Source organism: Pseudomonas graminis (assembly GCF_013201545.1).
GTDB lineage: Bacteria > Pseudomonadota > Gammaproteobacteria > Pseudomonadales > Pseudomonadaceae > Aquipseudomonas.
Genome location: NZ_CP053746.1, coordinates 2,693,914 through 2,714,197, shown reverse-complemented (window position 1 = coordinate 2,714,197; position 20,284 = coordinate 2,693,914). Strand labels below are relative to the sequence as shown.

Annotated in this window: 18 protein-coding genes, 1 tRNA gene and 1 pseudogene; 10 read left to right on the top strand and 10 right to left on the bottom strand. The window is 58.4% G+C overall.

Annotation, left to right across the window (positions count from 1 at the left end):
* Positions 1-18: 18 nt before the first annotated feature.
* A complete protein-coding gene (tgt, locus tag FX982_RS12170) occupies positions 19-1,134 on the bottom strand; it encodes a tRNA guanosine(34) transglycosylase Tgt (protein WP_163022061.1) in 1,116 nt (371 codons plus the stop codon).
* Between the two features lie 14 nt (positions 1,135-1,148).
* Entirely contained in the window at positions 1,149-2,228 is a 1,080-nt protein-coding gene (gene queA, locus FX982_RS12165) for a tRNA preQ1(34) S-adenosylmethionine ribosyltransferase-isomerase QueA (protein ID WP_172610811.1), read from the bottom strand.
* 108 nt (positions 2,229-2,336) lie between these two features.
* Here queA and FX982_RS12160 point away from each other — a divergent pair.
* The 4 genes from FX982_RS12160 (at position 2,337) to FX982_RS12145 (ending at position 6,693) form a co-directional block, all read left to right on the top strand.
* Positions 2,337-2,421: transfer RNA gene (locus tag FX982_RS12160), tRNA-Leu, on the top strand.
* Positions 2,422-2,759: 338 nt separating this feature from the next.
* Positions 2,760-4,208 (top strand): OmpA family protein, encoded by a 1,449-nt coding sequence (locus FX982_RS12155; RefSeq protein ID WP_172610810.1) that lies wholly within the window; start codon positions 2,760-2,762, stop codon positions 4,206-4,208.
* A 24-nt stretch (positions 4,209-4,232) separates the two neighbouring features.
* Positions 4,233-5,855, top strand: coding sequence for a hypothetical protein (locus tag FX982_RS12150; protein ID WP_172610809.1), 1,623 nt, complete (start codon positions 4,233-4,235; stop codon positions 5,853-5,855).
* A gap of 1 nt (position 5,856) precedes the next feature.
* On the top strand, positions 5,857-6,693 hold the full coding sequence (locus FX982_RS12145) for a hypothetical protein (protein WP_172610808.1): 837 nt from the start codon (positions 5,857-5,859) through the stop codon (positions 6,691-6,693).
* 199 nt (positions 6,694-6,892) lie between these two features.
* On the opposite strand, the gene FX982_RS12140 is transcribed toward FX982_RS12145, so the two are convergent.
* Entirely contained in the window at positions 6,893-7,636 is a 744-nt protein-coding gene (locus FX982_RS12140; protein ID WP_122535009.1) for an SDR family oxidoreductase, read from the bottom strand.
* Between the two features lie 136 nt (positions 7,637-7,772).
* Here FX982_RS12140 and FX982_RS12135 point away from each other — a divergent pair, with 136 nt between their 5' ends.
* From FX982_RS12135 to FX982_RS12120, 4 genes and pseudogenes are all read left to right on the top strand, one after another.
* On the top strand, positions 7,773-8,660 hold the full coding sequence (locus FX982_RS12135; protein WP_254074901.1) for a LysR family transcriptional regulator: 888 nt from the start codon (positions 7,773-7,775) through the stop codon (positions 8,658-8,660).
* Between the two features lie 143 nt (positions 8,661-8,803).
* Positions 8,804-9,249: pseudogene (locus tag FX982_RS12130) on the top strand (DedA family protein).
* Positions 9,250-9,316: 67 nt separating this feature from the next.
* On the top strand, positions 9,317-10,102 hold the full coding sequence (locus FX982_RS12125) for a transporter substrate-binding domain-containing protein (RefSeq protein WP_172610806.1): 786 nt from the start codon (positions 9,317-9,319) through the stop codon (positions 10,100-10,102).
* 49 nt (positions 10,103-10,151) lie between these two features.
* Entirely contained in the window at positions 10,152-11,138 is a 987-nt protein-coding gene (locus tag FX982_RS12120) for an ATPase (protein WP_172610805.1), read from the top strand.
* Positions 11,139-11,217: 79 nt separating this feature from the next.
* On the opposite strand, the gene cyoE is transcribed toward FX982_RS12120, so the two are convergent.
* The 7 genes from cyoE to hmpA all read right to left on the bottom strand — a co-directional run bounded on the left by cyoE (position 11,218) and on the right by hmpA (position 18,557).
* Positions 11,218-12,108 (bottom strand): heme o synthase, encoded by an 891-nt coding sequence (cyoE, locus tag FX982_RS12115; RefSeq protein WP_122623309.1) that lies wholly within the window; start codon positions 12,106-12,108, stop codon positions 11,218-11,220.
* 10 nt (positions 12,109-12,118) lie between these two features.
* Positions 12,119-12,466 carry a cytochrome o ubiquinol oxidase subunit IV gene (gene cyoD, locus FX982_RS12110; protein WP_122535004.1) on the bottom strand — a complete coding sequence of 116 codons (348 nt, stop codon included), beginning with the start codon at positions 12,464-12,466 and terminating at the stop codon, positions 12,119-12,121.
* Positions 12,467-13,099 (bottom strand): cytochrome o ubiquinol oxidase subunit III, encoded by a 633-nt coding sequence (locus FX982_RS12105; RefSeq protein WP_074886388.1) that lies wholly within the window; start codon positions 13,097-13,099, stop codon positions 12,467-12,469.
* Positions 13,100-13,102: 3 nt separating this feature from the next.
* Positions 13,103-15,121, bottom strand: a complete 2,019-nt coding sequence (cyoB, locus tag FX982_RS12100) for a cytochrome o ubiquinol oxidase subunit I (protein WP_172610804.1) — start codon at positions 15,119-15,121, stop codon at positions 13,103-13,105.
* A gap of 3 nt (positions 15,122-15,124) precedes the next feature.
* Positions 15,125-16,060: a ubiquinol oxidase subunit II gene (gene cyoA, locus FX982_RS12095; RefSeq protein WP_122535002.1), complete on the bottom strand. Its 936-nt coding sequence runs from the start codon at positions 16,058-16,060 to the stop codon at positions 15,125-15,127.
* 469 nt (positions 16,061-16,529) lie between these two features.
* Positions 16,530-17,039 carry a disulfide bond formation protein B gene (locus FX982_RS12090; RefSeq protein ID WP_172610803.1) on the bottom strand — a complete coding sequence of 170 codons (510 nt, stop codon included), beginning with the start codon at positions 17,037-17,039 and terminating at the stop codon, positions 16,530-16,532.
* Between the two features lie 336 nt (positions 17,040-17,375).
* Entirely contained in the window at positions 17,376-18,557 is a 1,182-nt protein-coding gene (gene hmpA / locus FX982_RS12085) for an NO-inducible flavohemoprotein (protein WP_172610802.1), read from the bottom strand.
* 288 nt (positions 18,558-18,845) lie between these two features.
* On the opposite strand from hmpA, the gene FX982_RS12080 reads away from it, so the two are divergent.
* Together FX982_RS12080 and FX982_RS12075 are read left to right on the top strand one after the other, a co-directional pair.
* Positions 18,846-19,742 (top strand): chemotaxis protein CheV, encoded by an 897-nt coding sequence (locus tag FX982_RS12080; RefSeq protein ID WP_172610801.1) that lies wholly within the window; start codon positions 18,846-18,848, stop codon positions 19,740-19,742.
* A gap of 41 nt (positions 19,743-19,783) precedes the next feature.
* The gene (locus FX982_RS12075; RefSeq protein ID WP_172610800.1) at positions 19,784-20,245 is read left to right on the top strand and encodes a GNAT family N-acetyltransferase; all 462 of its coding nucleotides are present in this window, start codon (positions 19,784-19,786) and stop codon (positions 20,243-20,245) included.
* The last annotated feature ends 39 nt before the right edge of the window (positions 20,246-20,284 follow it).

Here is a 20,284-nt window from a genome sequence, read left to right as displayed (position 1 = left end):
CGAAAGACCGGATGTCGCTCAGTCCAACAGCGGCGTAGCAAGCCCGCGTTTGGCATAGAACGTGTCGACAAAGGCGGCCAATGTACCCTGTTGAATAGCCTCGCGCAAACCAGCCATAAGCAGCTGATAATGGCGCAAATTGTGGATCGTATTGAGCATGCTACCCAGCATTTCGCCGCACTTGTCCAGGTGATGCAGATAGGCGCGGGAGAAGTTTTTGCAGGTGTAGCAATCGCAGGTCGGATCCAGCGGCGACTCATCGTAACGATGAAACGCATTACGGATTTTCAGCACACCGGTGTCGATGAACAGATGACCGTTGCGCGCATTGCGCGTAGGCATCACGCAGTCGAACATGTCGACGCCGCGGCGGACACCTTCAACCAGGTCCTCGGGCTTGCCTACACCCATAAGGTAACGAGGTTTGTCAGCCGGCATACGGCCCGGCAGGTAGTCCAGCACCTTGATCATCTCGTCCTTGGGTTCGCCCACCGAAAGGCCGCCGATCGCCAGGCCGTCGAAGTCGAGTTCGTTCAGGCCTTCGAGGGAGCGCATGCGCAGGTTCTCGTGCATGCCGCCCTGAACGATGCCAAACAGCGCCGCCGTGTTTTCGCCATGGGCGATCTTGGAGCGCTTGGCCCAGCGCAGCGACAACTCCATGGAGGTGCGCGCAACCTCTTCGTCGGCCGGGTACGGCGTGCATTCGTCAAAGATCATCACGACGTCGGAACCGAGGTCGCGCTGAACCTGCATCGATTCTTCAGGCCCCATGAACACTTTTGCGCCGTCGACCGGAGAGGCGAAGGTCACGCCCTCCTCTTTGATCTTGCGCATCGCGCCCAGGCTGAACACCTGGAAACCGCCCGAATCGGTCAGAATCGGGCCTTTCCACTGCATGAAATCATGAAGGTCGCCGTGGCCTTTGATGACTTCAGTGCCCGGACGCAGCCACAGGTGAAAGGTGTTGCCGAGGATCATCTGAGCGCCAGTGGCCTCAATGTCCCGAGGCAGCATGCCCTTGACCGTGCCGTAGGTGCCGACCGGCATGAACGCAGGCGTTTCGACAACGCCGCGAGGAAAGGTCAAACGACCGCGACGCGCTTTGCCATCGGTGGCCAGCAGCTCGAAAGACATACGACAGGTGCGACTCATGCTTGATCCTCTGGGGCCGAGTCCGTCGGGGTGGATTCCCCGGGAGCGGTCGGCGCGGGATTGCGGGTGATGAACATGGCATCCCCGTAACTGAAGAAGCGGTAACCGTGCGCCACCGCAGCCGCATAGGCCGCCATGGTTTCGGGATAACCGGCGAATGCCGAAACCAGCATCAAGAGCGTCGATTCCGGCAAGTGGAAGTTGGTGACCAGCGCGTCGACCACATGAAAAGGTCGGCCCGGGTAAATAAAGATATCGGTGTCACCACTGAAGGGCTTGAGCACGCCATCGCGTGCGGCACTTTCCAGCGAACGCACGCTGGTCGTGCCCACGGCGATCACCCGACCACCGCGTGCGCGACACGCCGCCACGGCATCGACCACTTCCTGAGTGACTTCGAGCCACTCGTTGTGCATGTGGTGATCTTCAATGCGCTCAACGCGCACCGGCTGAAACGTACCCGCGCCGACGTGCAGCGTCACGAATGCGGTCTCGACGCCCTTCTCGGCAATCGCGGCCATCATGGTCCGGTCGAAATGCAGACCTGCCGTCGGCGCCGCCACCGCACCGGCGCGCTGGGCGTACACGGTCTGATAGCGCTCGCGATCGGCATCGTCGTCCGGGCGGTCTATATAAGGAGGCAATGGCATGTGCCCGACGCGCTCGAGCAGCGGCAGCACCGGCTCGGCAAAGCACAGTTCGAACAACGCATCATGGCGCGCGACCATTTCGGCCTCGCCACCGCCATCGATGAGAATTGTCGAACCCGGCTTGGGCGACTTGCTGGAGCGCACATGGGCCAGCACACGGTGCTGATCGAGAACGCGCTCAACGAGGATTTCCAGCTTGCCGCCCGAGGCTTTTTGCCCGAACAGCCGCGCCGGAATCACCCGGGTGTTGTTGAAAACCATCAGATCGCCAGGGCGCAAATGCTCCAGCAAATCAGTGAATTGGCGGTGTGCCAGCGCGCCGCTTGGCCCGTCGAGGGTCAGCAAACGGCTGCTGCGTCGCTCCGCCAAAGGATGGCGAGCGATCAATGAATCCGGGAGCTCGAAGGTAAAGTCAGCGACACGCATGATGGGGTTCGTCTAGCAGGGCCGGGAAGTTTAGCCGAATAAGTGAAAATTGACCATGAAACATGATTGACCAACGGTAGGCTCATCTCTATACTTCGCCGCCATTGAGCCCTGATGGCGGAATTGGTAGACGCGGCGGATTCAAAATCCGTTTTCGAAAGAAGTGGGAGTTCGATTCTCCCTCGGGGCACCAAACAGCAACACCTTCAAGTGGTTACGTGACTTGAAGCACAAAAAAACCGGCCAGATTTGAGCCGGTTTTTTTGTGGGCGGAGTTTATTGAACGTATGAGCATCCGCATCAATCACCCGCGTCCTCAGCACATCGCCAGCCTCGGCTGATCCCTCAGCAAGAATTCCCGAAACCAAACGGGAATGGCCCTTTGACATTGAATCCCCTGCCCCGCTGTGGTGAAATCCCACACCTGAAAAATCGGATCCATTGAAGGCTTTTCATCACGGACGAAGACGGGCGATTGGGCCGGGTCATTTGTGTCCGTGCGTCTTCGCAGTCTCACAAGGAGCGTACGCATTGAAGTCTTTTCATCCCGGCAAGCTGACAGTGCTGGCACTGGCAGTGACGCTGAGCAGTTGCGCCACGTTCGATCAGGCAGGCCGTGATTACGGCACGGCGATAGGGTGCGCAGGCGGGGCATTGCTCGGCGCGGGCTTGATCTACGCGGCTACGGGCAATGCGGGTAAAGCCGTGGCAGGCGGCGTGGTTGGCGGTGCAGCGGGTTGCGCGGTGGGCCATGTCTGGCAGAACCGTCAGCAGGAACTGCAGCGGATCGCGCAGGAAGAACACCTGAAGATGCAGATCGACACGCTGCAAGCGCAGGCCCCCGCGCAGAATGGCAAGCCCGCAGTGATGGCCGATGCAGGCATCGTCGCTCAGGTCGAAGACCAGGGCATGTTCCCCACAGGTAGCGACCAATTGACGGCCGATGGCCTGCGCCAGGTGCGCAAGCTCGCCAATGCGTTCAAGCCGGCACAAGGTCAGTCCAGCGCCCAGCCGCAAGCGGTTCTGGTGGTCGGGCATACCGACGCGACCGGCTCGGCTGATTTCAACCAGCAACTTTCCGACCGTCGTGCGCGCAGCGTAGGTAAAGTCCTGGCCGAGGCCGGTATTTCAGCTCAGAGTCTGTACTTCCAAGGTGTAGGCGCTGCTCGCCCCCTCGCCGATAACACCACTGCCGAAGGGCGCGCCCAGAATCGGCGGGTCGAAATCGTCCAGCTGGAGTCCACGGCGCTGCTGGAACAACGCGTCAAACAGGAGCGCAGCAACCCGCGCTACCTGGCCCATGGCACTCGCAACCAATCCACGTCCAAAGCTAAAGTCGCTGCGTCTGCACCTCAAGCTAAGGCGCCGACAAAATCTGTCGAGCAACCGGTTGCCGCGTCTCCCTCGAACTTCGTCGATTTCGGCGGAAGCCCCGCCAGCGCTGATACCAATCAGTTGGCCCGCTTGGTCAAACCGATGGAGTCCACGGGCTTCACGCTGATCAGCAAAGCCAATGCAAGCGTGCCGGTCGCGAGCTGTGAAGCGGACCGCCCACGGGTTGCCGGCGCGGTGAAGAACCTTGCGAGCGGGCAAGAACTGGCCGAGCACGAGACCACCGATTACTTGCCCGGTTACAACGGCAGAGTCTGGGCCAACAACGTCAACGGCAACCTGGTGACCATCACGCCAATCGCCGTGCTGCGCAACAACGCAGAGATTGCCAAGCAGCCCCGTATCCAACTGGTTAAAGGCTACGACCAGAACAAGAAAAGCAAGGCGACCACACTCGCCGCTGTTGCCAACACCTTCGAAGGACAGGACACCGTGCTCTATCGCGTATTCATCGACGACGACCAGGCGCCGGTGAACTGCATGGACATAGTTCTGGATAAGAATGGTGGCAAGGCCGTAGACGGCAAATTGTTCTATGACAAAACCGGCGAGAGCTACGTCGCAAAATTCGTCCCTATTCGCACCTGAAGTACGTAACGCTCGAGGAACAACATGGAACAGTTTTCAATGGACGCCCTGACTGCTTTTCTTGTACTGCACCGCGTGGCAGTGGGTTTGATCCTGAGCACGATGGTGCTCTTGGTTGCCATCAAGATCTGGTGGTCGAAGGTCAGTTACTTCTATATGAACGTAGCGTATGCGCTGCCGCTCGTAGGTCGAATCAGTCGCTGGAGCAGCAAGCCACCCATCACTAATGCGGATGGCTGGATGGACAGTGAAACGCGCCTTTGCGCCGACTATTACTCTTATTACCATGAGCTGAACAAAAGCCCGGACTTCTATGACAAGTGCCGTGATTACCTGAACAAGGTTCACGAGACCGGCCGACGAGAGAAAGGCTTCCTCATGTGGATGCTGATCATCGGGCTGATCTTCTTTGAGGCCGTTGGTTTTGCCTATGTCCTCGCGCCGTTTATGGTGCAGAACATATCCGCCAATGTCGCTGGCATGCTGGCGTGGTTCACGGCCTTTCTGCTCTCTGTCGCTGCTGTATTTTTCACCGAGATGGCAGGCCGCGAGATGCATCACAGCAGCCTGATTACCAAAATTCGCACCTGGTATGAACAGTCGCGCACGCCGCGAGATCTGGAGGCGGACACCAAAGTTGATATCGACAATACCTACCGCGACGACGACGAACCCAACTATCTGAAAGTGCTTAACCGCACTGACCACAACGCGCGCGTCACGCCTAAATACACCTGGACAACGGTCTGCCTGATTTATGTGCTGGCGATTGCGATTGGTGCCTTTGTCATCCGTAACTACAGCCTCAAATCCATGGAAGTTGATTTGGTCAGCAACCCGGATGCCTTCAGCCAGACTCAGTCGGGCAACAACAAACTGCCGGACTCACCATTCGAGTTGCCGGCCGAAAGCGCGCAGGAAAATCAGAGTGCCGATCAGACCTCGGCTCACGACAAAATGGAAGCCATCCGTGCTGCGTCGCTGACGACTTACATTATTCTCTCGGTGATTTTCCTGGGCATTCAGGGCGTGGGCATCGTGCTATCCAATCGGTTCTCCTTCGCGGGGAAACAGTCGGGACAAGCGTGGCAATACACGCGTGGGTTCAATAATGCCGAAGAGTTTGCGGCTCACTATCAGAATCTTCGCGAACGGGTCGCCCGGGATGCGCAGGCCAAACTGACGGCATTACAAAGTCGGCTTGCCAATCGTATTACCACCTCGGGCCATGAGCGAGAGCATTTGCTCAAAGGGTTTGGCCATCGCAACTTCGATACTTATGTGACCAAGCGCCATGAGGGTTTCCGCAAGAGCGACGACAGCCGTCTGGAGCAAGACCGTCTGCGCCGCGAGCAGCTGAGCACAGACCAGGCGTACGAGCGTGCGAGGGCAAAGCCGGCGGTTACTCAACCAGCGACGGCCGAGTTGGCGATGGCAACGCCCACCGCGATTCCAGAAGCGACCCCAGTTGCACTGAAGTCTGCAGTCGCACTTGACCCGGACAACTTTGACGATCTGAATGACTTCGACGACGACGAACTGGCATTCCTCGCTGGCAAGTACCAGGTGACTGTCGAGCAGTTGAAGAAAGTCCAGAAACTGCAACGGATGGCCGCAAAAGCCACCCAAACCCGTCAGGAGCAGTGAGATGATCGGGCGCGCCTTGCTGGCAAGCAGTTTCCTGTTACTGGACACGCCGTTATTGCACGCGGCTGAGCGCAATGACCTGCCCAGTTGCTATGAGTTTGCAAAACTGTCCGAATACCGGCCCGCTTCCTCAGGACGCGAGTTGACTATCATCGTCGACCAGACGGTTCAGTTGCCAAAGGACCTGAAGGACTCGACTTACAGTCACGCGCTGCGTTACGTCAAACCGGGTGACAGCGTTCGGCTGTACCAGTTTTCGGCCTACTTGCCCGGCAATTACATGAAGCTGATGTATACCGGGCAACTTGAAGACAAGCTGGACGAGAAGAAACGCGACGATATCGGCATGAACAGTTTGCGTCAGCTGGACAGCTGCCTGACCAAACAAGTCGATTTCTTCCGCAAAACGCTTGGCCAGAAACTGGTGGAAAGTTTTGCGAAGCCGGGCGAGGACATCGCCAAGAGCGAGATCTTTTTCAGTCTCAAGCAGATAGGCGAAGACATCGCCCCACGGCCTGCGCGAGAGAAGGTGGTGTTGTTGGTTTCGGACATGCTGGAGAACAGCGACTTCGGAAGCTTCTACGCCAGCAACCAGATCCGCGCCATTGACCCGGCTGCCGAGCTGAAGAAGGTCGAGCAGAAGAAACTGTTTGCCGACCTGGGCGGTGCCAAGGTGTATGTATTGGGTGCAGGTCTGGTGCCCGGGACTGCCAAGAATGGTTATCGGTCGGGCAATACGGTGCAGAAGCTGGAGAGTTTCTGGAGCGGATATTTGAGCCAGTCCAACGCGCAACTGGTGAGTTTCGGGGCGCCGTCGCTGACGGTTGATTTGCAGTAAGGCGCTGACTCTTGCGCTTAGCAAGGCCGGATTTAGCCGGGCGGATGATATGTGACATGTCGCAATCTGCTTGCGATTAAACCGGCCTCGTCCCGGCTGAAGCCGGTCCCACTAAAGCAACGCGTGCACTTAATGGGACTGGCTTTAGCATTCGCCGCGGTATCACGACCTATCCACCCCAGCCGCAATACCCTCCCAATCAAAAGTCCTGCGAAGTCGGCCGCAGCACGATCTCGTTGATGTCCACATCCCCCGGCTGCTCAATCGCGTAGGCAATTGCGCGGGCGACGGACTCGGCGGGGATCGCCTGCTTGTAGAACTCTTTGACCACATCCGCGCTCGGCTGATGGCCGCTGCCCAGTTTCAACTCGGAATCCACGGCACCGGGTTCGATGGTGGTGGTGCGGATCTTGCCGCCGACTTCGTGGCGCAGGCCGTCGGAGATCGCGCGGACGGCGTACTTGGTGCCGCTGTAGACGGAGCCGCCCGGGCTGAAGACTTTGATGCCGGCCACCGACGAGATGTTGATGAAGTGCCCGGAGCCCTGCGCTTCGAACTTCGGCAGTGCGGCGGCGATTCCGTAGAGCACGCCTTTGACGTTGATGTCGATCATGCGGTCCCATTCGTCGACGCGCAATTCCGCGATCGGCGCGATGGCCATGAGCCCGGCGTTATTGATCATGACGTCGATGCGGCCGAAGTCGCGAATGGCGTTTTCAACGAGTGCTGACAGGTCGTCTCGGCGAGTGACGTCAACGGTGTAGGCCGATGCTTCACCGCCGTTGGCCTTGATGTCGCGGACGATGACGTCCATGCGCTCCTGACGGCGCGCGCCGAGGACGACCTTGGCGCCCAGTTTTGCCAGATGCCGCGCGGTGGCTTCGCCGAGTCCGCTGCTTGCGCCGGTGATGACGACGACTTTGCCTTGAATGCCATTGCTCATTGCAGTTCTCCTGACGCATGGGAAGTTGATGGGAGCGAGTTTGCGCTGGATATTCCTGCCACAAAATGGAAGAGTTCGGTTTTGAGAATTCCACTTTCTGGAATACGAGTGGCCTGACATGCTTAACCGAATGGAAATGCTGCGTATCTTTCTGGTGGCCGTTGACGCGCCTACGTTTCGGGAAGCCGCGACTCGCCTCGGTACCTCGCCACAAAAGGTTACGCGTGCCATCAAAGAGCTCGAGCGAACCTTCGCCGAGCCGTTGTTTCATCGCAGCACACGACAGGCCCATGTCACGGCGTACGGCGCAGAGGTTGCGCGACAGGCGCGTGATACCCTCGACCAATTTGATCGCTTGTTCGCCGCCCACACGAAAAATCCAGCGGCGGATGTGGTGGGCCGCGTGGGCATTACAGCGCCGCACTCGATCGGGAAGCTCTATCTGGCCGGTTTTCTCCAGCCATTGATGCAGCAACATCCCGGCCTGCGGATCGAGTTAAGCCTGGACGACCAGCTCACCGACGCCGTCGCCTCGAGGATCGACATCGGCATTCGCATCGGCACGGTCCGGGACCGGCGCTACGTCGCGCGGGCGGTGGCGCATGTGCCGTTGAAGATCGTGGCAGCGCCGGCACTGATTGCCGCAGTCGGGATGCCGGCCACACTCGAAGACTTGAAAGCACTGCCGCTGTCGACGTTGATTGACCGTAACAACGGACGACCCTGGCCGTGGTTTCTGTCCGAAGGCCAAAGCTACTTGCCGCCCTCCCCCGCCTTTAGTTGTGATGACCCGGAGACTGAGCTGGAATTCGTGCTGGCGGGTGTCACATTTGCGCAGATGCCCCATTACCTGGCCGAGGCGCATCTTCGTGACGGGCGTCTGGTCGAGGTGTTGCCGACAGTGGCGCCGCCGCCCATGGACCTATCCGTGTACCGGACGCAGTCAGGGCCGGTGCCGAGCAGGGTACGACTTGTCTACGATCACCTGATCCACTGCCTGAGCGACCCACAGACCTTTCCCTGACGGTGCGGCGCCGGAAGATTCGACTCAAAGCGACCGAACCGATGACGACCGGCTTCGGTCGAACGGCGTGCAATGTGTCCCCCAAGGCGCACACTGCTGGACTTTTCAGCAGGCATCCATTCACCGAAAACCACCGGCCTTCCATGTTCGAACACATCGACTTCAACTATCTGCTTTCAAACTACGGTTACTGGGCCGTGTTCATCGGCTGCCTGCTGGAAGGGGAAACCATCCTGATCCTCGGCGCTACCCCACGGCGTCCATTTTCTCGGTGCGCTTTCTCTACGGCATGCGTTTGATCGGGCCTTTGGTCATCGGCGCAAGTCGCTTGTCGCCTATCCGTTTTGCGGTGATCAACCTGATCGGCGCGGCAGTCTGGGCGAGCCTGTTTCTGGCCGCCGGCTATTGGGCGGGCGGTTTCCTGGAGAACATGCTCGGCAACCTGAAGCCTTATAAAATGCCGATCTTCATCGGCGTGGTTGTGGTGGGCGCAGCTGTCGCGCTGTATCGGCATCGTCGCGCGAAAACGCGCCCCGCCCGCCAGGCAGCCAAGCGGGCGAAAGACGTCCCGCCCTCCTCTGCGGGATAACGCTTCCCATCTGCGGCGACCGCCTCTATAACGGCAGACAGGCATTTGACGCAGAGGGATCGACTCGATGAACACACGCATCACCGCCGGTTTGCTGTTGAGCATGGTCAGCATCGCACAGGCTCAAGCCGCTGAGACGCCGTCGCACCTGGACACCGTCATGCAGAAGGGCCAACTGGCCGTTTGCACGACCGGGGACTACAAGCCGTACACCTTTCTCAAGCCAGACGGCCAGTACGAAGGCATCGACATCGAGCTGGCGCAGTCGCTGGCTCAGAGCCTCGGTGTGAAGATCGAGTGGGTCCCGACCACCTGGAAAACCCTGATGCCCGACTTCACGGCCGGCAAATGCGACATGGCCGTCGGCGGTATCTCGGTCACCCTGGAGCGGCAGAAGAAGGCGGCGTTCAGCAGCACGCTGGACATCGACGGCAAGGTGCCATTGGTACGTTGCGAAGATGAATCGAAGTACCAGACGCTTGAGCAGATCAATCAGCCCGGCGTTCGACTGATCGAGCCTCAAGGTGGCACCAACGAAGCCTTCGCCCATGCCTACCTGCCCAAGGCCAGTCTGGCCTTCCACGACAACAAAACCATTTTCCAGCAGTTGCTCGACAAGCAAGCCGACGTGATGATCACCGACGCGTCCGAAGCGCTGTACCAGCAGAAACGCATCCCCGGCTTGTGCACGGTCAATCCGTCGAATTATATGCAGTACGGCGAAAAGGCCTACCTGCTGCCGCGGGATGACGTGGCCTGGAAGGCGTACGTTGATCAATGGCTGCATCTCACCAAAGCCACCGGCGCCTACAAGAAAGTGGTTGGCGAATGGCTGGCGATGCCCACAGAGTGACAACGCGCAGCACGCCCGCAAGACTTCGGCACAGGACCCCGCCGTATCCATGAAAACCAACAGAACCATTACTCGCGCGTTTTGCATCGAGCTGCAGCAAGAGCTTTCCATCGTGGCGGCGCGACGCGAGTATTTTTCTCAAGAGCCACCTCGGGCGCGCTTCAGTTTCCTGTGCTCGTCCGAACCGTGTCGCGCGCTGGGCGTCAAGATCACCGGGGTTCGCTATGACGTGAAGCCCCAGGAGCATCCGACCTTCGTCGCCGCGCACTACCGGGCCAACCCCAACTACGAACATCACGCCGATTGCGAGTGGGTGGATGAAGCCGTCAAGACGCCGGTTGCGCAGGAAAACGAAACCGAAGCTGAAAGCGAGTTGCGCAAGCTCAAGCGCAAGCTGGATGACTACATCGACGTCTTCGATCCCACCCCGAAGGAACGCGTAAAATCCACGTCGCCGACAGACAAGCCTGACGCCGAGCCGACCGAGAAGGCCGAAGACGCCACGCTCCCAGCTGACGCGTTGAAGGCCAAACAGGACAAGCAGAATCGCACCAGCAATCTGGAGCGTCTGGTCGACAGCTTTCGTCAGGCCCAGGCCTCGTTGACCAAGGAAGAACTGGCTCTGCTCACCTTGCGCATTCCGGGTCAGGGCGAGGTGTCATTGCGCGCCTATTTTCGCCATATCAAATTCGCTCAGCTCAATGACGAGCGTCGGGTGCTGTATGGCGGCGGTCTGGTCGAGCGCTATGGGACGGGCTTCAAATTCAAGTTCTTCGATCGCTTGCAAGGCAAGTTGGTGACCTTGTACGTGTCGCCCGCGCAGATGCAGGCCTACCGCTCCAGCCGCTACCTCAGCGAGCTGCTGAGCCATGCGGATGAGGTGCGCTTCTTCACCGTATTTGCCCTGGGCAAACTGGTCGCCAGCCCTTCCGGGAAAAGCGTCAGCGTGGAGATCGAAGACTTGCGCCATCTGGCCATCGTGCTCGGGCCAGCCAAGGACGCCGAGGAGGTCGCTGCGAAAGGGCCGGCAAGCTAACCCAAAGACTTTATTCAGCTCGAAAAAAAAACCGGTTTCTCTCACGAGCAACCGGGTTTTCTTCGTTTCATTCAGTCGACTAAGGCGCTGCGTATGTGACCAACAGTTCCTTAGTTACCTGAAAATCCAGCGACATGGCCACGCTCAAGGCAGTGATCGTGAAGATGGAGAACACGAACAGCTTGCGTGCCCAAACAGTGTCGTCTTTGGCTTTGTAGCCGGTCCAGGCCATGTACAACCAGTACATGCCCATCGCCGCCGCAACGGCCAGATAATTGAGCCCGGCGTAACCGCCGAACGTCAGCATCAAGGTCGCCAGCAGGAAAGCCAAAATGTAGATCAGGATATGCCGCTTGGCGACCCGGATACCACGCTTGACCGGCAGGACCGGAATCGACGCAGCCCGATAGTCGTTGAAGCGGAAAATCGCGATGGCGTACGAGTGAGGCATCTGCCACAGGCTGAACATCACCAGCAAGGTCAGCGCCGCAAGGTCAAACGTGTTGCTGACCGCGACGTAACCAATCACCGGCGGCATCGCGCCTGACAGGCTGCCTACCAAGGTGCCATGAACCGACCTGCGCTTCAGGTACAGGCTGTAAAAGCCGACGTAGATCACGAAGCCGATCACGGCAAACAGCGCCGCCAGTGCGTTGGCCTTGGTGTACAGCAGGCCAACGCCGACAACGCCCAGCACGGTAGCGTAGATCAGTGCCAGTTTCAGTGACACCAACCCCTGCACCAGCACCCGATTCTTGGTGCGTTCCATCTTCACATCGATATCGCGATCGATGCAGTTGTTGAAAACGCAACCAGAAGCCACCACCAGCGAAGTCCCGATCACGGCTGCCAGGAACAGGCCGATGTCGACATGTCCCTTGGACGCCAGAAAAAAGCCACCTGCCACCGAAAGCACGTTACCGAAAATGATCCCCGGTTTGGTGATTTGGATAAAGTGCTTCAGTGACATCAGGTTTTCCTCACTTCGCCATCATGGCGGTGTGGATGCTGAACATGATCCAGGTGCTCAAACCAACCAGCAGCACGATCACAAGGCCAGCGAAGGCAAACGCGATGACGTTGTTGCGCTGTGCCGCCGAGCGGTCAAGGTGCAGGAAGTACACCAGGTGAACCAAAACCTGCACGACTGCGAAGATCAGAACGACCCACAGCGTGGCCACTTTCGAGATCGTCGGGAACATCACCAGACCGAAAGGAACCGCGGTCAGGATGATCGACAGTACGAAACCGACCATGTACGACTTGAAGCTGCCGTGGGCGGCAGGTTCATGGCTGGCAGCGTCATTTGAGTGATGTGAATTCGCCATTTAAATGGTCCCCATCAGATAGACAACGGTGAACACGCAAATCCAGACAACGTCCAGGAAGTGCCAGAACAGGCTGAGCATGCTCAGGCGAGTCTGGTTGGTCCCGGTCAGACCGTGCTTGGAGACCTGATACATCATGATCGCCATCCAGATCAGGCCGCTGGTCACGTGAAGACCGTGGGTGCCGACCAGCGTGAAGAACGCCGACAGGAAACCGCTGCGGTTAGGACCGTAACCTTCGGAGATCAGCAGGTGGAACTCGTTGATCTCCATGCCGATGAAGCCCAGGCCGAACAGGAAGGTCACGAACAACCAACCCAGAACGCCCGACTTGTTGCCCTTGTGCATCGCCAGCATGGCGAAGCCGTAGGTGATCGAGCTGAGCAACAGGCAGGCGGTTTCGCCAAGCACGTAAGGCAGTTCGAAGATGTCGTGGCCCGCAGGACCACCCGCTACGTTGTTAACCAGTACCGCGTAAATGGCGAAGATCGACGCAAACAGAATGCAGTCGGTCATCAGGTAGATCCAGAAGCCGTAGATCTTCATCTCGCCGGCGTCATGGTGACCATGGTCGTGCTCGTGGTCATGACCGTGGTCGTGACCCTTCGCACCATCAAATACTAAGTTCGACATTGTTTATGCCTGCTCCAGCTTGTTGACAGGAGAGTTTGTCTGACCATTGCGAACACGAGCCAGGATCGCGTGTTGCTCGCCTTCGATACGTGCCACCTCGGATGCAGGAACCATGTAGCCCTGATCGTCACGTGCCGCGTGAATCACGAAGTAAACGATCGTGCCGATCAGGCTGACAGCGGCCAGCCAGAAGATGTGCCAGATCATCGCGAAACCGAAGACGGTCAGCAGGAGGCCCATCACCATGCCCGTTGCCGTGTTGTTCGGCATGTGGATGTCGGAGTACTTGGCCGGAACCTTGTAGGCCTCGCCATCACGCTTGGCGGCATACCACGGGTCGATCTCGTTGGCTTTCGGCATTTCTGCAAAGTTGTAGAAAGGCGGTGGCGACGAGGTGGACCATTCCAGGGTGTGGCCATTCCATGGGTCACCGGTCAGATCGCGGTTCTGCTCGCGGTCACGGATACTCACGAAGATCTGGATCAGCTGGCAGGCGATACCGACAGCGATCAGCAACGCACCGACGAACGCGACGTGCAGGTATGGCGTCCAGTCCGGGTTGTCAGTGGTGTTCAGACGACGGGTCATGCCCATGAAGCCCAATGCGTACAGCGGCATGAAGGCGACGTAGAAACCCGATATCCAGAACCAGAACGCTGCCTTGCCCCACTTCTCGTTCAGCTTGAAGCCGAACGCTTTAGGGAACCAGAACGCGAAGCCGGCGATGTAACCGAACACAGCACCACCGATGATCACGTTATGGAAGTGCGCGATCACGAACAGGCTGTTGTGCAGAACGAAGTCAGCACCCGGGATAGCCAGCAGTACGCCGGTCATACCACCGATGGAGAAGGTGACCATGAAGCCCAGGGTCCACAAGACTGGCGCGGTGAAGCGCAGACGTCCCTGGTAGATCGTGAACAGCCAGTTGAACAGCTTCACACCCGTCGGGATGGAAATCAGCATCGTCGCCAGACCGAAGAAGGCGTTGACGCTTGCACCCGAACCCATGGTGAAGAAGTGGTGCAGCCAGACCATAAAGCCGAGGATCGAGATCGCACCGGAGGCGTAGATCATCGAGTGGTGGCCGAACAGACGCTTGCCGGTGAAGGTCGAGATGACTTCGGAGAAGACCCCGAACGCCGGCAGAATCAGGATGTAAACCTCAGGGTGACCCCACGCCCAGAACAGGTTCACGTACATCATCGGGTTACCACCCAATTCGTTCGTGAAGATGTGGAAGTCCAGGTAACGGTCAAGGGTCAGGAACGCCAGGGTGCCTGTCAGGATCGGGAACGAAGCCACGATCAGGACGTTGGCCCAGGTGCAGGTCCAGGTGAAGATCGGCATGTCCATCAGTTTCATGCCAGGGGTACGCATCTTCAGCACGGTGACCAGGAAGTTGACCCCGGTTAACGTTGTCCCCAGTCCTGACAGCTGCAGTGCCCAGATGTAGTAATCCACACCCACGCCCGGGCTATAGCCCAGTTCCGACAGCGGTGGATAGGCAACCCAACCGGTACGTGCGAACTCGCCGACGCCCAGAGACACGTTGACCAGAATCACGCCGGAGATCAGCAGATAGAGGCTCAAGGAGTTCAGGAACGGGAAGGCAACGTCGCGAGCGCCAATCTGCAGAGGCACGACGATGTTCATCAGGCCGGTGAAGAACGGCATCGCCATGAAGATGATCATGATCACGCCGTGAGCGGTGAAGATCTGGTCATAGTGCTCAGGCGGCAAGTAGCCGGGTGAGCCTTCAGTGGCCATGGCCAATTGCGAACGCATCAGCACTGCGTCGGCAAAGCCGCGCAGCAGCATGACCATTGCAATGATGATGTACATGACACCGATTTTCTTGTGGTCGACAGACGTCAGCCACTCGGTGTAGAGGTAAGTCCACTTCTTGAAGTACGTGATCAGACCCAGCAACGCCGCACCACCGATCGCGATCATGGCGACCGTGATCATGACTATCGGCTCGTGGAACGGAATCGCGTCCAGACTTAATTTACCAAACATCGTTTACTCCTCTGCCTGCGCAGCTGAATGCTTACCCATGTCCATCCCTTCCGTACCTGCTACTTCTTTCTTCTCGTGGACAATCTTGCCCGGCTTCATACCTTCATACTTGTCGATGATGATCTGGAACAGGTTCGGAGTGACCGAGGAGTAGAGTTCAACGGGGTTACGTTCGCTAGGCTTGGCCAGCGCGGCGTATTCGGCCGTTGCCAGTGTTTTAGGTGAATTCTTGACGTCGGCAACCCAAGCGTCGAAATCAGCCTGTGAGGTGGCAGTCGCCTTGAATTTCATGCCGGTGAAGCCTGCGCCACTGTAGTTGGCGGAGATCCCATCGAACTCGCCGTTTTCATTGGCGATCAGGTGCAGCTTGGTCTGCATGCCGGCCATCGCGTAGATCTGGCCGCCCAGCGCAGGGATAAAGAACGAGTTCATGACCGAATCGGAAGTGATGCGGAAATTGATCGGCGTATTGGCCGGGAACACGATCTTGTTGACGGTGGCGATGCCCTGTTCCGGATAGATGAACAGCCATTTCCAGTCCAGTGCGACCACTTCAATGGTCACCGGCTTGACGTCGGACTCGAGCGGACGGTAAGGATCCAGCGCGTGGGTCGACTTGTAGGTCACATAGCCGAGCACAATGATGATGGCCAATGGAACCAGCCAGACCACCAGCTCAATCCGGGTCGAATGCGCCCAGTCAGGCGTGTACGTCGCGCTCTTGTTGGTAGCGCGATACTTCCAGGCGAAGATGATGGTCATGAAAATGACCGGCACCACCACCAGCAGCATCAGCAAGGTAGCAGTGATGATCAGGTCACGCTCTTGAACGCCCACATGGCCTTTGGGATCCAGCAGGGTGTAATCGCACCCGCTGAGCAGGAGCATGCTGAAAAGGGCCAAGAAGCCAAAAAACCTGGGGTACCTTTTTTTACTCATCTCACGACCTCTAAAAGCAGCTTTCGCATCGCAGTTGGGTTTCGACCGCCAACACTTCACCCTGCCAGGTGCTGGCAAATGCTTGGATTGAAAAGGGGCCTGTCAGGAAGCATGGGGCCTCACAACAAATCCGGGTTGAGCTTTGGTTTCTTATTCGAATGGTGGCACCCGCTAATGCGGACCCTATCCCTTGGCGCAGACATTCAGAACGTGACTCGGGAGGCCATTCGAACCGCGTCTACTAGAGCGAAAAGACGCTCCATAACCTCGATTTACACCGTCCCGCAAATGAGGGGGGGCGTGAATTGGGGGCGATTGTAGATACGTAAAGTTTTATTGACTATAAGTTTCTGCGCAACAGTTAATTTCACGATCCGTAAAAATGCGGTGTTATGTCGCACCCTGAAACTGCGCAAAGCCCCGGTTCTGTTGAAGGATTTCCGGGACTTTGTTACGCAACGCTTTGTAATCAGCGTGCTTTCATCCGGTTACGAATGATTCCCACCGGCACCAGCACAACGGTCAGTACAAATGCCACGAGTGCCCATTGCGCCAGAGACAGACCGAGAACTGGCGGATATGGCGTCTCGCAGAAACCGCCTACCTGAAAGCCTAGCGGAAATAGAGACGCCAGGGGCAGACCGTCGACAATCGGGTGCAGCACATCGATGCCGCAGCTCTCGGTCGGGTGGGTCTGGATGTACACATGGCGCCCGGCCGTAACCAGCCCGCCCACTGCGCTCAACACCACCAGCGCTTCGCAGATGGTCAGGCTCAGACGGCCCGGCATTGCTGCGCCAATGAACGCGAATACCGCGATGAACAACAGCGCATACCGCTGCAGGATGCACAGCGGGCAAGGCGCCTCGCCCAGCACCACCTGCATGTACAAGGCGCCGCCGATCAACGCCAGGCAGATGATGCCCAGCAACACCAGAAGCTGCTTTTCACGCCGCAGGTACAACATCTCTTCAGTCATTCACATGTCCTTTGAATTGGAGTCATCCGGATCGACGGATGTGGAGTGTTGCGGCCCGGACGCCCCGCAAAGGCGGCGATTCTATCACCGTCGAGACAGCCCGTTCACGCAGTGCCATTCGCGACCGAACGTAACCGCCTTCCGGTCCACCGTCGTATCCCGCGCAATGGTGAACACGGCTGCATTAGCCGAGCGTTAACATTCCAATTCAAACGCTAGTGTGAGCGCTCCTGTTTCCTGCCTATATATAGAAGAGTGCGGCTTTTTGTCGCATACACGGATCGCCGCGTTGGGCCCTTCTATATATATGTAGGATGCGTCTAATTGTCGCAGCGATTATTCCAACGCTGACGCAGGACCGAAGAATTCATAACGCGCCTGTGCCTCGGGCACCCCGGCCGCTTTCAGTTGACGCTTGATCGCCGCCATGAAGCCTTTCGGCCCCAGGAAGTACGCATCGACGTCGCGATTCTCCGGCAGCCACTGTTCCAGGCGTGTCTGATCGAGCAGACCCGTCCCATGAGCCGCCGGGCTGACGCCGTCATCTTCGGCATAGCAATAGAAACGCTTGAGCTGAGGATGCTTGCTCGCCAGGCTCTCGATCCAGTCGCGAAATGCATGGACCGAGCCGTTGCGTGCGCAGTGGATGAAGTAAATCGGCCGCTGGGTCGGCAACGCTGCCTCAAGCATCGTCAGGGTTGGGGTGATGCCGACACCCCCGCTGATGAGCACCAGCGGTTTGTCGCTGTCGGTCAGCGTGAACTCCCCCGATGGCGGATACAGATTGATGCTGTCGCCAATCTGCAGGTGATCGTGCAGGTAGTTGGAAGCGAGACCGTCCGGTTCGCGCTTGACGCTGATGCGGTACTGGTTATTGCCGGCCAGCGCCGACAACGAGTAGTTGCGGCGGATTTCTTCGCCCTCCACCTGCAACTGCAGGCCGATGTACTGGCCGGCAGTGAACTGCAAAATCGGCTGGCCGTCTGCAGGGGCGAAGTAGAACGAGGTGATTTCTGAGCTCTCCCGTGTCTTGGCGACGACCTTGAATTCCCGCGCGCCACGCCAGCCGCCCACTGCCTGGGCCTTTTCGTCGTAGATGGTTTTTTCTGCGCCGATCAAAATGTCGGCCAGCTGTCCGTAGGCGTTGCCCCACGCCGTAATCACCTCGTCAGTGGCAATCTCGGCCCCCAGCACTTGGCGGATGGACTCGAGCAGGCATTCCCCGACAAGAGGGTAGTGCTCGGGCAGAATCTGAAGGGCCACGTGCTTGTTTATGATTTTGGCGACCAGATCGCCCAGTTGATCAAGCTGATCGATATGCCGCGCGTACATCAACACCCCGTTCGCCAGTGCGCGAGGCTGATCACCGCTGGCCTGATGTGCCTGATTGAACAGAGGACGGACTTGTGGGTATCGATCGAGCAGCATTTTGTAGAAATGGGTAATCAGCGCTTCTCCGCCGCTTTCCAGCAGTGGCACTGTTGACTTGACGATGGCACGATCCGATGCGGACAACATAAAGAACTCCCGAGAGGTGATGAGGATGCGTTACCTCGGTAGTTCAGGAATCGTGCCAGCGACTCCAAGGCCCGAATTCAAGGGCTTGGCCAACGCACAGTCAATATGACTCGAGAAAACCGTAGGTCAAAGTGACCTGAGCGAAGTCAAATTGACTGCAATTCGGACGGGCCACACGGTTGGGAAAAACCGAAAGGGTTAAAGCCTGCCTTCAGCGGGTCGATAAACCGTCATCGAAAGCTGTTGGCCGATTCCATGCGGCCAGGCAACGCATCACAGAAGGTTTATATGTCCAAGAACGTCCGTGCGGATTCACTCTCGCTTCTGCTGTTCACGTTACGCAGCGGAAAGCTGATGGCGATCAACCTGCTAAAAGTCAGTGAAATCATTCCCTGCCCTCCCCTCACGCGTCTGCCGGAATCCCATCCACACGTCAAAGGCGTCGCCACCTTGCGCGGCAATCCGCTGTCAGTGATCGACCTGAGTCGTGCCATTGGCGAGCGCCCGTTGGTGGACCCGGATGGCGGCTGCCTGATCGTCACCGATGTCAGCCGCTCCAAGCAGGGGCTGCACGTGCAGGCCGTCAGCAAGATCGTTCACTGCCTGACCACCGACATTCGTCCGCCTCCGTTTGGCTCCGGCCACAAGTCATTCATCACCGGCGTGACACAGGTGGACGGGACGCTGGTTCAGGTGCTGGACATCGAGAAGGTGATTCACGGTATCGCCCCGCCGCGAGTTGTTGCAGAGCCCGCGGAGCTGCGCCCTGAAGATGCCGAAGTGCTCGCCAAGGCACGCATTCTGGTGGTCGATGACAGTCAGGTGGCGCTGCAGCAATCGGTGATCACTCTGCGCAATCTGGGCGTCGAATGCCACACGGCCCGCAGCGCGCGGGAAGCCATTGATCAACTGCTTGAACTGCAAGGCACCGCACAGCAGATCAACGTGGTGGTGTCCGACATCGAGATGTCGGAAATGGACGGCTACGCGCTCACTCGTACACTTCGGGAAACGCCGGACTTCCAGGAGCTGTACGTGCTGCTGCACACTTCACTGGACAGCGCGATGAACGCCGAAAAAGCCAACGCCGCCGGCGCCAACGCGGTTCTGACAAAATTTTCCTCGCCCGAGCTGACACGATGCTTGATCGAAGCCGCCCGCACGGTCGAAGCTCAGGGCATCTGAGACCGACCGCAGGCGATGCCTCCACCGCGCATTACTGGCTGATGCGCCGCGATCTCGGCCCGACCCTTGATGATCCGGGGTGGCCGGCCGCCGTGCGCCCCGTTGAATTCACCGCGCAAAACGCGCCTTTGGTGCACCAATTGTTGGTGCTGGGCCGCGAGCACGGTGGCGGTCGCGTCGCGGATTACCCGGCATGGCTTGATGCCTTCGAGACTGATCCTGAGTGTGATCGGGCGCTGTGTTTCGTGCTGGAGGACGCACAGGGTGTGGTCGCGGTTGCGCAATGCTGGACCAGCGCGTTCATCCGCAACCTGGTGGTTCACCCTCGCGCGCGCAATCAGGGCTTGGGTCTCACGCTGCTCGATCAGGTGTTTGAAGCCTTTCGCCAGCGCGGTGAGGGCCACGTCGACCTCAAGGTGATGGAAAGCAATCTCGGCGCACGCCGGCTGTATGAGCGCGCCGGTATGCAATATATTCAGCGCCACGAACTCGAACCGCGCTGATTCTGCGCCGGGCCGCGTTCACCCCTCACGCCATGGAGA

Excerpts from the sequence above, each read along its gene's own strand:
- tgt (WP_163022061.1), bottom strand. The coding sequence starts at position 1,134 with ATGTCTTTCGAGCTGCTGGCCACCGATGGCAAAGCGCGTCGCGGTCGT.
- queA (WP_172610811.1), bottom strand. The coding sequence starts at position 2,228 with ATGCGTGTCGCTGACTTTACCTTCGAGCTCCCGGATTCATTGATCGCT.
- FX982_RS12150 (WP_172610809.1), top strand. The coding sequence starts at position 4,233 with ATGGAACAGTTTTCAATGGACGCCCTGACTGCTTTTCTTGTACTGCAC.
- FX982_RS12145 (WP_172610808.1), top strand. The coding sequence starts at position 5,857 with ATGATCGGGCGCGCCTTGCTGGCAAGCAGTTTCCTGTTACTGGACACG.
- FX982_RS12140 (WP_122535009.1), bottom strand. The coding sequence starts at position 7,636 with ATGAGCAATGGCATTCAAGGCAAAGTCGTCGTCATCACCGGCGCAAGC.
- FX982_RS12135 (WP_254074901.1), top strand. The coding sequence starts at position 7,773 with ATGCTGCGTATCTTTCTGGTGGCCGTTGACGCGCCTACGTTTCGGGAA.
- FX982_RS12125 (WP_172610806.1), top strand. The coding sequence starts at position 9,317 with ATGAACACACGCATCACCGCCGGTTTGCTGTTGAGCATGGTCAGCATC.
- FX982_RS12120 (WP_172610805.1), top strand. The coding sequence starts at position 10,152 with ATGAAAACCAACAGAACCATTACTCGCGCGTTTTGCATCGAGCTGCAG.
- cyoE (WP_122623309.1), bottom strand. The coding sequence starts at position 12,108 with ATGTCACTGAAGCACTTTATCCAAATCACCAAACCGGGGATCATTTTC.
- cyoD (WP_122535004.1), bottom strand. The coding sequence starts at position 12,466 with ATGGCGAATTCACATCACTCAAATGACGCTGCCAGCCATGAACCTGCC.
- FX982_RS12105 (WP_074886388.1), bottom strand. The coding sequence starts at position 13,099 with ATGTCGAACTTAGTATTTGATGGTGCGAAGGGTCACGACCACGGTCAT.
- cyoB (WP_172610804.1), bottom strand. The coding sequence starts at position 15,121 with ATGTTTGGTAAATTAAGTCTGGACGCGATTCCGTTCCACGAGCCGATA.
- cyoA (WP_122535002.1), bottom strand. The coding sequence starts at position 16,060 with ATGAGTAAAAAAAGGTACCCCAGGTTTTTTGGCTTCTTGGCCCTTTTC.
- FX982_RS12090 (WP_172610803.1), bottom strand. The coding sequence starts at position 17,039 with ATGACTGAAGAGATGTTGTACCTGCGGCGTGAAAAGCAGCTTCTGGTG.
- hmpA (WP_172610802.1), bottom strand. The coding sequence starts at position 18,557 with ATGTTGTCCGCATCGGATCGTGCCATCGTCAAGTCAACAGTGCCACTG.
- FX982_RS12080 (WP_172610801.1), top strand. The coding sequence starts at position 18,846 with ATGTCCAAGAACGTCCGTGCGGATTCACTCTCGCTTCTGCTGTTCACG.
- FX982_RS12075 (WP_172610800.1), top strand. The coding sequence starts at position 19,784 with ATGCGCCGCGATCTCGGCCCGACCCTTGATGATCCGGGGTGGCCGGCC.